Here is a 13,082-nt window from a genome sequence, read left to right as displayed (position 1 = left end):
TGAAATCTCCGCTACCCTGGGTCGCGGTTGTTTGGCACATTTGTTGCTCAGAACGAACTGAATCCGGGCATGGGTTCAATCACAGGGGGAGCAGGTCATGTCAACCGTCGCAGCGACCGTGGTAGCCACGAGAAAACCGCTTTACCAATCACTTTTCGTACAAGTCGTGGTCGCGCTGCTGCTCGGAATCGTGCTCGGCATGGCGGTGCCGGATTTTGCCGTCAGCCTGAAGATTTTCAGCGACGCTTTTCTGAAGCTGATTTCGATGATCGTGGCGCCGATCGTGTTCTGCGTCGTGGTGCACGGCATCGCCGGCGCCGGCGATCTCAAGAAGGTCGGACGGGTCGGCGTCAAGGCGCTGATCTATTTCGAGACCATGACCACGGTCGCGTTGTGCGTCGGCCTTGTGCTCGCTTATCTGTTCGGGCCGGGCCACGGCATGAACATCGATACCTCGACGCTCGATGCCAAGGCGCTGGCGAGCTACGCCGACAACGCCCACAAGCTGAAGGGCGAAGGCATCGGCAGCTTCCTGATGAACATCATTCCGACCACCTCGTTCGATGCGCTGGCGCGTAACGACGTGCTGCAGGTGCTGTTCTTCGCCATCATCTTCGGCGTCAGCCTCGCGCTGGTCGGCGGTGAAAAAGGCGAAAAGATCAGCTCGCTGATCGACGCGGTATCGAGCGTGCTGTTCCGCGCCATGGGGCTGATCGTGCGGCTCGCGCCGCTCGGCGTGCTCGGCGCGGTGGCCTATACGGTCGGCAAATACGGCGTCGGCTCGCTCCGGCAATTGATCTCCCTGGTGGCCTTGTTTTACGTCTCGGTCGCGATCTTCGTGCTCGGCGTGCTCGGCAGCGTGATGGCGCTGACCGGACTGAACATCGTCAAATTCCTGTCCTATCTGCGCGAGGAATTGACCATCGTGCTGGCGACGGCGTCCTCGGACGCCGTGCTGCCGCAGATCATGCGCAAACTGGAGCGACTCGGCGTCAAGGATTCGGTGGTCGGCCTCGTGATCCCCACCGGCTATTCGTTCAACCTCGATGCGTTCTCGATCTATCTGACGCTGGCCGTGGTGTTCATCGCGCAGGCGACCAACACGCCGCTGTCGTTCGGCGATCTGATGCTGGTGCTCGGAGTGTCGCTGATCACCTCCAAGGGCGCCCACGGCGTCCCCGGTTCGGCGATCGTGATCCTGGCGGCGACGCTGAACGCGGTGCCAAGCATTCCCGCGATCGGCCTCGTGCTGGTGCTGTCGATCGACTGGTTCATCGGCATGGCGCGTGCGTGCGGCAATTTGATCGGTAATTGCGTCGCCACCGTCGTGGTCGCGGCATGGGAGGGCGACCTCGATCTCGCCAAAGCGCGCCGCGTGCTCGACGGCGACGAACTGGTGGATGTCACGGCGGGTTAGCAATGCAGCCGTTGCGGAGTTCAGGAAGCCTTGGCCTCACCCGTCCGCGGAAGAAAATTCTCGATCAGCCGCAGCAGCACGCGGGCGCCGGCATCGGCGTCGGCCTCCTCGACGTGTTCGGCGGGATTGTGGCTGATGCCGCCGCGACACCGCACGAAAACCATGGCGACATCGGCGATGTCGATCATCGCCATGCCGTCATGCCCGGCTCCGCTCGGCAGTTCGAACACGCGATAGCCTTCGGCGGCAACAGCCTCGGCAACCTGGCGCTTCAGCCACGGCGCGCATGGCACGGTACGGTTCTCATGGGTCACATCGACTTGCAGCGTCAGCTTCCGCCGCTTGGCGATAGTCTCGATTTGGCGAACGATATCGGTCACCGCGAGCTTGCGCGGTGCATCAGCGGCGGCGCGGATATCAATGGTGAACGAGACCTGGCCCGGAATGACATTGGTCGCGCCCGGCATGGCATGGATGTAGCCGACGGTACCCACCAGCCCGTCCGGATCGGTGCGGCAAAACTCCTCGATCTCGACGATGCATTCCGCGGCTCCCGCCAGCGCGTCGCGGCGCAACGCCATCGGCACGGTGCCGGCGTGTCCGGCCATGCCGACAAGCCTCACCGCAAGCCGGGTGGCGCCCGATATCGCGGTCACGACGCCGACCGGCAGGTTCAAGCCTTCGAGCACCGGCCCCTGCTCGATATGCAGCTCGACATAGCCATGCAGCTCGCGCCGCGCCCGCGCAGCCGCGCCGATGTGCGCGGGATCGAGCCCGAACTGCGACAACGCCTGGTGCATGGTGATGCCGGCCTCGTCCCTGGAGCCCAGCGCCGCTTCGTCGAAGGTGCCGGCGATGGCGCGGCTGCCGAGCAGGGTCGAGGCGAATCGCACGCCTTCTTCATCGGCGAAACCAACCACCTCGATGGCGAACGGCAGCCGGCGGCCGCGCCGGTTCAAATCGGCGACGCAGGAGATCGCCGTGACCAGCCCGAGCGGCCCATCCCATTTGCCGGCATCGCGCACGGTGTCGTAATGCGACCCCAACATCAGGCACGGCAGACCCGGGCGATCGCCCTCGTAGCGGCCGCACACATTGCCAATGGCGTCGAGATGGGCGCGCATCCCGGCGCTCTCCATCCACGACAGCAGCAGTTCGGCGGCGGCCCGATGCTGCGGACTGAGGAAGATGCGGGTCAGATTTTCCGGCGTCTCGGAGATGGCGCCGAGCGCGCCGATCCGGCCGACAATTTCCCGGCCCAGCAAGGGGTGATCCGTCGCGGCTCCCGCCATCTAAGCTGCCTCGAACCTGACCTTCTGCGCGCCCTTCCAGAGCACGGTCTTGCCCAGTTCGGGCAGCCGGTCGAGCCCGGAGGTCAGCGTGATGAAGTGGTTACCGGCGAGCTGGCCCATCTTGCTGGCGAACTGCACCCCGCCATAGGCCAGCAGGATCTCGGTCTCGCTGATGCCGCCGGGGTAGAGGATGATCTGGCCAGGTGCAGGATAGCTGGTGTGATTCTCATAGCCGACGCCGAAGTCGAGATCGCCGAGCGGAAGCCAGACGCCCTCGCCGCTCCAGCGCACATGGACCATTTGGCTCTCGAACGGCATCGCGCGACGAAAGGCCGCGCAGGTCTTCGGCGCCAACTGATCTTCAAAAATCGCGTCGAACGTAAAGTCGCCGGCGCGGATAACAAGTTGGCTCATCCGATCGATTCCTGCTTGGCAAAGCGTATGGCCATGAGATTGCAGCCACGGCGTATCGAAGCAAGAACATTTTGGCATCGAAGGCGCGGATGCACCGGCGCGCCGCCGGATATGGCTGCCGACGACCGACGAAGCCAGCGCACGTCCCGGCAAAACTTTCCGCCGATAACGTTATTTCCCGGCACCGCTTTGGCCGGCCCGGCAGGTACAACAATACTTAGGGTGGTATATATTTGCCCCGAAAAGCGGTGCCGGCGAACAAATCTGCTTGTTGAGCCGGAGGGTCTGAACCCGCTGCGGTTGTGTCTCGTATCATATTCTGTCAAGTTTGGCGGATGGAAAGACTTGCGTATGCGCCCGGTGCGGGAAAGCGGCGTTCCTCAACGCCGGATTGTCGCTGGTCTCGCCGGTTTGCCGGTCAGCCGCGGCGGGATATGGCGGCCACGAGGCACGGCATCAGCAGCGCCGATCTCTGCGGAAGCTATCGCCAACCGCGCGAGTATTGTCGGGTTTCCAACCAAAGCCTGCATAGTAGGCAGGAAAATAGTACCGCTGCGCATCGAATTGCGCCGCCGCTCGACCCCGGTTCTCGGGCAGCGGCTGTGTGTCCAAAATACCCGTCCGGCAGGTGGACGTGTGTGGCGCGACAAGATTCCGGTGGTTTACGCACAATTTCGCCCATTTAAGCAGGCCCAAAGCAGTATATAAGTAAGGATGAATCTCTCACCCATTTGTTCGGGGTCTTCTCGACGGAAGGACGGTAAAAACAGAATGATTAAAGCAGCGGCGAAGAAAATGAAGCAACGCAGTGCCGGAAAACCCGACATTGAACTCGGCAAGCGGATTCGCCTACGGCGTGTCGAGCAGCGCATCTCGCAGGCAGAGTTGGGTGACCAACTCGGCGTCAGCTTCCAGCAGGTCCAGAAATATGAGAAGGGCGTCAACCGGGTTGGTGCCGCTCGTCTTCAGCAGATCGCGACCGCGCTCGATGTGCCCGTCACGTTCTTCTACGACGGCGACGGCAAGGCGCGCGAGGTCGAAAGCTTGCTGTTTCTCGACAGCTCGTTCAGCCTCAGGTTGCTGCGGGCCTACAGCAAGATCAAGGACCAGACCGTTCAGCGGCAGCTGGTGTCCTTGATGGAATCGATCGCTGCGAACGAAGATTAGCGCACGGCCCGCCTAGGCATCGGCGGTTTCGCGAAGGATCACGCGCGCTGCGGTTCAGCGCCCGATCGGTCGCAAGACCGGGCCTCACCCGTGCTGACCGCGCTCCGGACGCTGTTCGTTCGGCCGATCCCCCGCCTGCTTTTCTACTTCACGACGCCACGGACATGATCGATCAGCGCCAGCGGATCGGACGGTGGCCTGTCGCCGCGCCATGCCACATGCTGGTCAGGCCGCGACAGTACGAGCCCGCTGCCGTCGCAAATGGCGGTTGCGGGCCGCGCGACCTCAAGCAGCTTTAGCGGCAAGCCCTTTTTGCGCGCCGCCGCCTCCAGCCCCGCCACATCCGCCGCCGGGTCAAACCGCAGCAGCGTAAACTCCGGCCCCATGAGGTCGTAGAGCGAGACGCCATCGCACCACAGATGCGGCGTGCGGCAGCCTGGGACCGTCGAAGGCGAATAGCTGTTCATCGTGTAGGCCGGCGGCTCGACACCGTCATAGGCAATGATCGGCGAGCGATCGTAATAGGTGCCGAAATTGAGACCGGCGCAGGCGTATTGCTGCACGTTGATCTCGTAGGCGAGACGCCCGACCTCCACGCGCGCCAACTCGCCCGCCGCTCCCGCATCCTCGATTTCGTCGGGCACCGCGCCGCGGCGGCGAATCTCAGCCTCGGCGTGCGACATCGCAAATCGCGAGACCTGGTTCGTGATCGGCCAGCGCTCCGCCTCGTAAGCGTCGAGAATGGACGCCGGCGCCCAGCCGTTGAGATGTGCGGCCAGCAGCCAGGACAGATTCATGGCGTCGGCGATCCCGGCATTCATGCCGTAACCGGCATAGGGCACCCAGATATGCGAGGCATCGCCGGCGATGAACGCGCAACGGTCGCGAAACCTGTTGGCGATCAGCCGGCGTCCGTACCAATCCTCCTTCGAGATGATGTCGTATTTAAAATCAGCCTCCACCCCGAGAATAGTTCGCAGGCAGGCGTCGCGGTCGACCGCCTCGAACTCGGTCTCGCCGGGCCTCATGTAATTGTGCACCAGCCATCGCTCCCGACCATCGATCGCATACACCATGCCGGAGCGCCGCGGGTTGATCGCACCGGTGCCCCAGGCATTGGCGTGTTGCTGGCGATCGATCAGCCCCGGCGCGCGGATGTAGCTGGATTGCACGCGCTGAATGATCGCGTCGCCGTTCAACTCGGCGCCGATCGCCTTGCGCACGATGGAGCGGGCACCGTCACAGCCGATCAAATAACGGCACGTCACGCGCCGCATTGTGCCGCTTTCCAGATCGCGAAGACCGACGGTCGCGGAGCTATCCTCCACCATGACATCTTCGATGGACGTGCGGTTGATAACGCGGATACGCGGCTGGGCCGCGGCGTGTTCGAACAGAATAGGCTCAAGAAAGATCTGGTTGATGCGATGCGGCGGCTCCGGTGTCGGCCAGTTGCAATCGGGACCATCGGTCGCCGTGAAGCGATCGCGGCGGCACGGAATTTTGATGCGCGTCAGCTCCTGGCCGGTGAACGACGTGCGATAGCTGACGTCATGCGGATAATCCGCCGGCAATCCGGCATTGCGCACCGCTTCGGCGAGGCCGAGCCGCCGAAAGATTTCCATGGTGCGCGCGGCGACATGGTTGCACTTCGGTTCCGGTGGTGCAGCCCGCGCACGCGTTTCCGCGATCGTGACGTTGATACCGCGCCACGCGAGGTCAATCGCGAGCGTCAGCCCAACCGGCCCGGCGCCGACGATCAGGACATCCGCCTCATTCATCTCAGGGACCGCATCTCAGGGATAGACCGCATTGCGAAACAGACTTCATTTTCAGCCATCAATAGCGCCTTGCAGAGAGAACCGCGGTACATCCGTTGCATCATTCCAGTTCGGCGCCGGAACGCTTGACGATCTCGGCCCATCGATCGACCTCGGTCTTCACGTAAATCGCAAAACTATCCGGGGTCGACGGCGGCAGCGACTCCAGCGCCAGCACCTTGAACTTGTCACGCGTAGCAGGATCGGCAACCAGTCTGCCGATCTGCGCGGCCAATTGGTCGACGATCGGACGAGGCAGACCGGCGGGGCCGACCACGCCCTGCCAGGCGACCAGTTCAAAACCCGCAAGACCGCCTTCGGCCAAGGTCGGAATGTCGGGCGCCGACGCCACGCGCCGGGGCGTGGTCACGCCCAAGACCCTGACTTTGCCTGCCGCGATCTGCGGCAGCGCGGGCTGAAGATCGATCACCATGAAGGCCACATGTCCCGCGATCACATCGAGCATGGCCGCTACGCTGCCGCGATAGGGAACGTGACGGATATCGATGCCCGCGGCCGACTTCAGCATCTCCGCGCCGAGATGCTGCGGACTGCCATTGCCAGCCGAGCCATAGGCCAGCCCCGGCTTCGATTTGGCATAGGCGATGAACTCGGTCAGCGTCTTCGCCGGGACCTGCGGGTTGACGATCAAGGCAAACGGCACGCCGGCCAGCAGCGCGATCGGCGTAAAATCCTTCACCGGATCGTAGGGCAGCTTCTTGTAGAGGGTCTTGTTGATGGCAAGCGTGGTCGAGGTCGCCAGCAGCAGCGTGTAACCGTCGGGTGCGGCCCTTGCGACCTGCTCCGCGCCGATTGTCGTGCCGGCGCCAGGCTTGTTCTCGACGATAACTGCCGCGCCGAGCCCGATCTGGAGTTCATCCGCGACCATCCGGCCGAGCAAGTCCGTGGTGCCGCCTGCCGGATAAGGCACGATCATCTTGATCGTCTGGCTGGGATAGGATCCGGCGAGGGCCGGCAACCCGGCCAGCAAGGCCAGAGCGCCACCGCATCCAGCCACCGCCTCTCGACGTGTCCACCGCATTCATCCTCCCAGGCACGCTTCATTTTTGTCGACGAATATCGTTGCGAACCACATTAGCGGTCCCGACGACATATCAAAGGCAACCAAAGTTAAATTCAGATGGCCAATTCGGCGTTGTGGCACCGCAACCGCCGCAAAATCAGCTTAATCGAAACGCAACTCTCGAAGGTTAATGTTTGCGGAAACCTTTTGCGGACCGGGTGTTGTCGGCTTGATCGGCTCCATTGAGCCCGTCTTTTTCAATTCATTGTCGGCGCCCAACCGGCGCATTGCAGGGCCATCAGACATGCGAACAACGACGATCATCGCCATCGCTACCATGCTTGCGAGCGGCTCCGCCTTTGGTCAGAGCACCGAGACGACGACGGGCGCCGGTGCCTCAGCCAAGCCAGCGGCGACAGCGCCGGCGGCGCACGCGATCAAGCCTGCCGCCGCATCGACGCCCGAATCGCGTTCGGCGGCGGCCCTCGCGCTCTCGCATGAGCCGACCTACGACGAAGGGACCGCGGAACGCATCAAGCAGGCGGCGCTGAGCTATGGCGATCTCGCGGTGCGCGGCGGATGGCCGACGATACCGGCCGACGCGAAATTCGCCTCCGGCGTGGCTGGTCCGAACGACGACCTGCTCCGCAAGCGCCTGATCGTCACCGGCGATCTCGCCGAGGACAAGGCAACGGGCCCGTTTGACGAGGCGGTCGTCGAGGGCGTGATGCGCTTCCAGGCGCGCCATGGCCTCGCGCCGACCGGCGTGGTGACGCCGCGCACCCTCACCGCGCTCAATATTTCCGTGCAGAAGCGCATCAAGCAGCTCGAGGCGTCGCTGGAACGGCTCGACAACATGAATTTCAGCTTTGGACAACGCTACGTCGTCGTGAACCTGCCCGCGGCGTTCGCCGAGGCGATCGAAAACGACAAGGTGGTGCGGCGCTATCGCGTGATCGTCGGCAAGACCGAAAAGCCTTCGCCGACGCTGACCGCCGAAATCACCAGCGTCAACCTCAATCCGACCTGGACCGTTCCGTCGTCGATCTCGAAAACCGAAATCTCCGCGCACATGCGCAAAGACCCGGGCTATCTCGCGCGCATGCACATGGAAGTGCTCGACGCCCACGACGCCCCGATCGACCCGCGATCGATCGACTGGTCCGGCACCCGCACGCCGAACTTTACCGTGCGTCAGGAGTCCGGCACGTGGAACGCGCTGGGCGCTGTGAAAATCGACATGCCGAACCCCTACTCGGTCTACATGCACGACACCAACCAGCACAATCTGTTCAGCGACGACTACCGCTTCGATTCGCACGGCTGCTCGCGGGTCGACAATGTGCGCGACCTCGCCGCGTGGCTGCTGCAGGAAGAAATGCCGAAATGGAATCGCGCGGCAATCGACGCCGCGATCGCGACCGGCGCGCGCGAGGATATCACCCTGCCCAAGAAAGTCCCGGTCGCCTGGATCTATCTCACGGCGTGGATGACCAGGGACCAGACCATCCAGTTCCGCAACGACATCTACGACCAGGACGAGCAGCTCCTGGAGGCTACCGCCGAAGAAGCAGCGTTCTTCGGCAACGCCGGCAATCATCCGCTGACAGCGCATCTCGCGCAGTAAGATTTGCGGGCCTCGTCTGTTCTGCCGTGCACGTATGCATGGAACAACATTGCGCGTGCCTTAAATCAATGCTGCAATGCGCTATCAAGGCGCCCGAGAGCGTCGGCTGCGGGGAGCATTCATGCCCATCTATCACGTGCCCATCGATCAGAACGGCTTTTTGATCGTGGTTGCGATGCCCTCCCCACCGAGGGGCAACGCATGATCGTCCTTCACCATGGCTTGCGCTCGAGCGCCTCGCGCCGGGTCCGGCTGTGCCTTGAGGAAAAGGGCCTCAGCTACGAGAGCCATGTCGTCGACATGGCCAACCAGGAACATCATTCGGCGGAATATCTGAAGATCAATCCGCTGGGTGTGATCCCGACCCTGATTCACGACGGCCAGCCGCTGCATGAGAGCGGCACCATCTGCGAATATCTCGACGAAACCTATCCCGATCCGCCGCTGCGCCCGAACAGCCCCTATGAGCGGGCGCTGATGCGCAACTGGATCCGGCACATCGACGGGCTGATCGGCAATCTCATCATCTTCAATTGGCGGCACCATCTGCAGAAGACCGCGGAGAAATGGACCGACGAAGAGCTCGCCGAAAAGCTCAAGAGCATCCCAAGCAAGGAACGCCAGGAAGCGTGGCTGCGGGTCGCGCGCAAGCCCTACACCGAGGAAGAGCGCGGCGCGGCCCGCGACAAACTCACGACCCTGCTGCTGGACCGGATGGAAGAGGCGCTGAAACCTTCAGGATGGCTTGTCGGCCGCGCCTATTCTATCGCGGACATCGCCGCAACGCCGTTTGTGAAGCGGATCGACGAGGAAATCGCGCCCGACGAGGTGACGGCCGAGAAACATCCCCGCGTCACCGAATGGTGGGCTAAAATGCAGGCGCGTCCGGCCTTCAGCCGGGCGAAATTCGATCCCTTCATCACCACCCTTTTTTAGAACCGCAGACCGCCTCCTCACCGAAAGCAACGCCATGCTAGATGTCCCGAAGAGCGCCGAAAAATCCTATGCCGACGGCAAGATCCTGCAGAGCAGCGCCGACGGCATCGGCGTCATCACCTTCAACAATCCCGAAAAGCGCAACGCGATGTCGCTTGAGATGTGGGAGGGGGTCGGCAGTGCGCTGATCGAATTGCGCGACGATCCAAACACGCGGATCGTGATCCTGCGCGGCGCCGGCGACAAGGCATTTGTTTCGGGCGCCGACATCAGCCAGTTCGAAAAGAACCGCCACAACGCCGAAGCCTCGGAAGAATATGCCAAACGCAGCGCCGCGCAGCGCGCGTTGCTGGCGGATTTCCCCAAGCCGGTGATTGCCTCTATCCGCGGCTTCTGCATGGGCGGTGGCATGCAGGTCGCGATGTCGGCCGATATCCGTATCGCTGCCGAGGACAGCCAGTTCGGCATTCCCGCGGCCAAGCTCGGCATCGCCTATGGCTTTGACGGCCTCAAGCATCTGGTCTCGCTGGTCGGGCCATCCTGGGCGCGGCTTCTGATGTTTACGGGAATGCGGATCCACTCCTCGGAGGCGGTCAGGATCGGCCTTGTGGACCGCGTGGTGCCTGACGCCGAGTTGTGGGATGCGACGATGGAAATCGCCCGCACTATCTCCGGCAACGCGCCGCTGGCGATCAAGGCGGCCAAGATCACCATCGCGCAGGTGCTGAAAGACCGTGACGATCGCGACATGAACGCCATCAAGCAGATCGGGCTTGAATGCATGGACTCCGAGGATTTCCGCGAGGGACGTCGCGCCTTCATGGAAAAGCGCAAGCCGGAATTTCGCGGGCGATAGCGGGCGATTGCCATGCACAAGCCCGTCGACGCCCCCGCTGCCGCCAACCCGCAAGCCCAGGCCTCACGATTACCGCTGTCACGCTTCAAGGTGATCGACCTGACGCTGGCGCGTGCCGGCCCGTCCTGTGTCCGCACGCTGGCCGACTGGGGCGCCGATGTGATCCGGGTCGAACCGCCGCCGGACACTGCTGAAGCCGGCGAAGTGGTGGGCCGGCGCGACGGTTCTGACTTCCAGAACCTGCACCGCAACAAGCGCGCCATCACGCTGAACCTGAAGACCGACGAGGGCCGTGAAATCCTGATGCGGCTCGCCGAACAGGCCGACGTGGTCGTCGAGAACATGAGGCCCGGCGTCACCAAACGGCTTGGCGTCGATTTCGACGCGGTCCGGAAGCGCAACCCGCGGATCGTCTATGGCAGCATCTCGGGCTTCGGCCAGTACGGCCCCTATACCGCGCGTCCCTCGATTGACCAGATCGCGCAGGGCATGACGGGCATCATGTCGGTGACGGGATTTCCCGGCCAGGGACCGCTGCGCGTCGGCGTTGCGGTCACCGATATCATGGCGGGCGCCTTCCTCGCGCAAGGCATTCTGATCGCGCTGCTCGACCGTGAGGTGAGCGGCGAAGGCCGCTGGGTGCAGACGTCGCTGCTGGAAGCCGGTATCGCGCTGATGGACTTCCAGGCCACGCGCTGGACGATGGACAAGAAGGTGCCACCGCAGGAAGGCAACAATCATCCCACCAACACGCCGATGGGGCTGTTTCCGACCGCCGACGGCTTCCTCAATCTGGCCGCCACCAGCAACAAGAATTTTCAGAAATTCTGCAGGCTGATCGATCGCGAGAAGATGGCGAGCGACCCGCGCTTTGCCTCTTCCACGTTGCGCGGACGGAACAGGGAGGCGCTGAACGAACTGATCACGAGTGCCCTGCGCACGAAGACCAGCCAGCAATGGTCCGACATCATGGTGGCCGAGGGCATGACCTGCGGCCCCGTGTACAATGTCCGGGAAGTCTTCGCCGACCCGCAGGTCGAGGAATTGCGGATCAAGCGCGCCGTCACCCATTCCCGCCTCGGCGAGATCGACCTGATTGCGCAGCCCTGCGAGATTACAGGCTTCGATCGCGCGATCCGGACCGCCACGCCCGATCTCGGCGAACACAATGACGAGATTCTGCGGTCGCTCGGTTACGACGAGGAAGCCATCGAGAAGCTGAAGGCCGCGCGCGTCATTTAAGGCGGGCTACATCGTCATTGCGAGCGGCACGTCCAACCAATGAGAGAATTTAGGCGGCGCGGAATCTAGGCCGCGCACGTTACAGCGCCTCCAGCACCGCCTTTGCAATATCCGCGGTGCCATTGCGGCCGCCGAATTCGATCGGCTTGATGCCGTCGGCATAGACCTTGTCGACCGCGCGCTCGATGCGTTCACCGGCTTCCGCTGCGCCTTCGAGGCCGTGCTTGTCGGCGAGCCAATCCAGCATCATCGCCGTCGACAGGATCATCGCGGTCGGATTGGCCTTGCCCTGTCCCATGATGTCGGGCGCGGTGCCGTGGCACGGCTGGAACACCGCGTAGCGATCCCCGATGTCGGCCGACGGCGCCATGCCCATGCCGCCGATCAGGCCGGCGGTCATGTCGGAGAGAATATCGCCGAACATGTTCTCCATCACCATCACGTCGAAATCCCAGGGGCGTTTCACCAGCAGTGCCGAGCACGCGTCGACATAGAGCCGGTCGGTCTTGACGTCGGGATGGCGCTTGGCCGCGTCGTCGAACATCTCGCGGAAGAACGCAAATGCCTTGAACACATTCGCCTTGTCGACACAGGTCAGCGCGCCCGGCCGCCCGCGCGCCTTGCGGCGTTCGGCGAGCCGGAACGAAAACTCGAACAGCCGCTCGGAGGTCTTGCGCGTGATCACCAGCGTCTCGCGCGCTTCGCTATCGGTAACGACGCCCTTGCCCATCGACGCGAACAGGCCTTCGGTGGACTCGCGGATCACCACCATGTCGATGCCGCGCTGGTCCGCGCCGACGATCGGGCTCGGCACGCCCGGAATCAGCCGCGCCGGGCGCACGCCGGCATAGAGGTCGAAATGAAACCGCAGCTCCACCTGCGGCATGATTTCGGTATTATCAGGATAGCGCACCGACGGCAGGCCGCAGGCGCCGAGCAGGATCGCATCGGCCTCCTCGCACAGCCGCACGGTGCTCTCAGGCATCGACTTGCCGGTCTCGCGATAATGGTTGGCGCCGGCCGGCGCATCGGTGAAGCGGAATTTCAGGCCGGCTTTCGTTTCGACCTTGCGTAACACCTCCAGCGCCGGCGCCATGACTTCGGGACCGATACCGTCGCCGCCGAGTACTGCAATGTGGAATGCGTCGTTAGCTGACATGAAGAGTTCCTTGGTACAGAAGAAGTTAAGTTCGTCATGCCCGGCCTTGTGCCGGTTATCCACGTCTTACGGCTTTGCAGCGAGAAAGACGTGGATGGCCGGGACAAGCCCGGCCATGACGGTTGTAG

Annotated in this window: 11 protein-coding genes; 6 read left to right on the top strand and 5 right to left on the bottom strand. The window is 63.1% G+C overall.

Annotation, left to right across the window (positions count from 1 at the left end):
• The first annotated feature begins 97 nt into the window (after window positions 1-97).
• Window positions 98-1,417, top strand: a complete 1,320-nt coding sequence (locus tag GSQ88_RS26635) for a dicarboxylate/amino acid:cation symporter (protein WP_159010738.1) — start codon at window positions 98-100, stop codon at window positions 1,415-1,417.
• A gap of 20 nt (window positions 1,418-1,437) precedes the next feature.
• On the opposite strand, the gene GSQ88_RS26630 is transcribed toward GSQ88_RS26635, so the two are convergent.
• Window positions 1,438-2,709, bottom strand: a complete 1,272-nt coding sequence (locus GSQ88_RS26630) for an allantoate amidohydrolase (protein ID WP_159010737.1) — start codon at window positions 2,707-2,709, stop codon at window positions 1,438-1,440.
• Window positions 2,710-3,123: a DUF3830 family protein gene (locus GSQ88_RS26625; protein ID WP_159010736.1), complete on the bottom strand. Its 414-nt coding sequence runs from the start codon at window positions 3,121-3,123 to the stop codon at window positions 2,710-2,712.
• A 771-nt stretch (window positions 3,124-3,894) separates the two neighbouring features.
• On the opposite strand from GSQ88_RS26625, the gene GSQ88_RS26620 reads away from it, so the two are divergent.
• A complete protein-coding gene (locus tag GSQ88_RS26620; RefSeq protein WP_159010975.1) occupies window positions 3,895-4,290 on the top strand; it encodes a helix-turn-helix domain-containing protein in 396 nt (131 codons plus the stop codon).
• A gap of 143 nt (window positions 4,291-4,433) precedes the next feature.
• Here the strand turns inward: GSQ88_RS26620 and GSQ88_RS26615 are convergent, their stop codons facing one another.
• The gene (locus GSQ88_RS26615) at window positions 4,434-6,071 is read right to left on the bottom strand and encodes an FAD-dependent oxidoreductase (RefSeq protein ID WP_159010735.1); all 1,638 of its coding nucleotides are present in this window, start codon (window positions 6,069-6,071) and stop codon (window positions 4,434-4,436) included.
• Window positions 6,072-6,171: 100 nt separating this feature from the next.
• The gene (locus tag GSQ88_RS26610; RefSeq protein WP_159010734.1) at window positions 6,172-7,152 is read right to left on the bottom strand and encodes a Bug family tripartite tricarboxylate transporter substrate binding protein; all 981 of its coding nucleotides are present in this window, start codon (window positions 7,150-7,152) and stop codon (window positions 6,172-6,174) included.
• Window positions 7,153-7,438: 286 nt separating this feature from the next.
• Here GSQ88_RS26610 and GSQ88_RS26605 point away from each other — a divergent pair, with 286 nt between their 5' ends.
• The 4 genes from GSQ88_RS26605 (at window position 7,439) to GSQ88_RS26590 (ending at window position 11,795) form a co-directional block, all read left to right on the top strand.
• On the top strand, window positions 7,439-8,761 hold the full coding sequence (locus GSQ88_RS26605; RefSeq protein ID WP_159010733.1) for a L,D-transpeptidase family protein: 1,323 nt from the start codon (window positions 7,439-7,441) through the stop codon (window positions 8,759-8,761).
• Between the two features lie 201 nt (window positions 8,762-8,962).
• Window positions 8,963-9,697 (top strand): glutathione S-transferase family protein, encoded by a 735-nt coding sequence (locus GSQ88_RS26600; protein ID WP_159010732.1) that lies wholly within the window; start codon window positions 8,963-8,965, stop codon window positions 9,695-9,697.
• 34 nt (window positions 9,698-9,731) lie between these two features.
• Window positions 9,732-10,553, top strand: coding sequence for an enoyl-CoA hydratase (locus GSQ88_RS26595; protein WP_159010731.1), 822 nt, complete (start codon window positions 9,732-9,734; stop codon window positions 10,551-10,553).
• Between the two features lie 12 nt (window positions 10,554-10,565).
• Complete coding sequence (locus GSQ88_RS26590; protein ID WP_159010730.1) at window positions 10,566-11,795, top strand: CaiB/BaiF CoA transferase family protein; 1,230 nt, start codon at window positions 10,566-10,568, stop codon at window positions 11,793-11,795.
• Window positions 11,796-11,874: 79 nt separating this feature from the next.
• Here the strand turns inward: GSQ88_RS26590 and GSQ88_RS26585 are convergent, their stop codons facing one another.
• Complete coding sequence (locus tag GSQ88_RS26585) at window positions 11,875-12,954, bottom strand: isocitrate/isopropylmalate dehydrogenase family protein (RefSeq protein WP_159010729.1); 1,080 nt, start codon at window positions 12,952-12,954, stop codon at window positions 11,875-11,877.
• Window positions 12,955-13,082 lie beyond the last annotated feature (128 nt).

It is taken from the genome of Bradyrhizobium sp. S69, from assembly GCF_009766005.1.
Taxonomy (GTDB): domain Bacteria; phylum Pseudomonadota; class Alphaproteobacteria; order Rhizobiales; family Xanthobacteraceae; genus Bradyrhizobium.
The sequence above is the reverse complement of the archived record's forward strand: the minus strand, read 5'-3'. Positions and strand labels throughout refer to the sequence as shown.

Bases quoted from the DNA above. Each gene is read 5' to 3' on its own strand.
- GSQ88_RS26590 (WP_159010730.1), top strand. From the start codon at position 10,566: ATGCACAAGCCCGTCGACGCCCCCGCTGCCGCCAACCCGCAAGCCCAG.
- GSQ88_RS26615 (WP_159010735.1), bottom strand. From the start codon at position 6,071: ATGAATGAGGCGGATGTCCTGATCGTCGGCGCCGGGCCGGTTGGGCTG.
- GSQ88_RS26635 (WP_159010738.1), top strand. From the start codon at position 98: ATGTCAACCGTCGCAGCGACCGTGGTAGCCACGAGAAAACCGCTTTAC.
- GSQ88_RS26610 (WP_159010734.1), bottom strand. From the start codon at position 7,152: ATGCGGTGGACACGTCGAGAGGCGGTGGCTGGATGCGGTGGCGCTCTG.
- GSQ88_RS26630 (WP_159010737.1), bottom strand. From the start codon at position 2,709: ATGGCGGGAGCCGCGACGGATCACCCCTTGCTGGGCCGGGAAATTGTC.
- GSQ88_RS26595 (WP_159010731.1), top strand. From the start codon at position 9,732: ATGCTAGATGTCCCGAAGAGCGCCGAAAAATCCTATGCCGACGGCAAG.
- GSQ88_RS26600 (WP_159010732.1), top strand. From the start codon at position 8,963: ATGATCGTCCTTCACCATGGCTTGCGCTCGAGCGCCTCGCGCCGGGTC.
- GSQ88_RS26585 (WP_159010729.1), bottom strand. From the start codon at position 12,954: ATGTCAGCTAACGACGCATTCCACATTGCAGTACTCGGCGGCGACGGT.
- GSQ88_RS26620 (WP_159010975.1), top strand. From the start codon at position 3,895: ATGATTAAAGCAGCGGCGAAGAAAATGAAGCAACGCAGTGCCGGAAAA.
- GSQ88_RS26605 (WP_159010733.1), top strand. From the start codon at position 7,439: ATGCGAACAACGACGATCATCGCCATCGCTACCATGCTTGCGAGCGGC.
- GSQ88_RS26625 (WP_159010736.1), bottom strand. From the start codon at position 3,123: ATGAGCCAACTTGTTATCCGCGCCGGCGACTTTACGTTCGACGCGATT.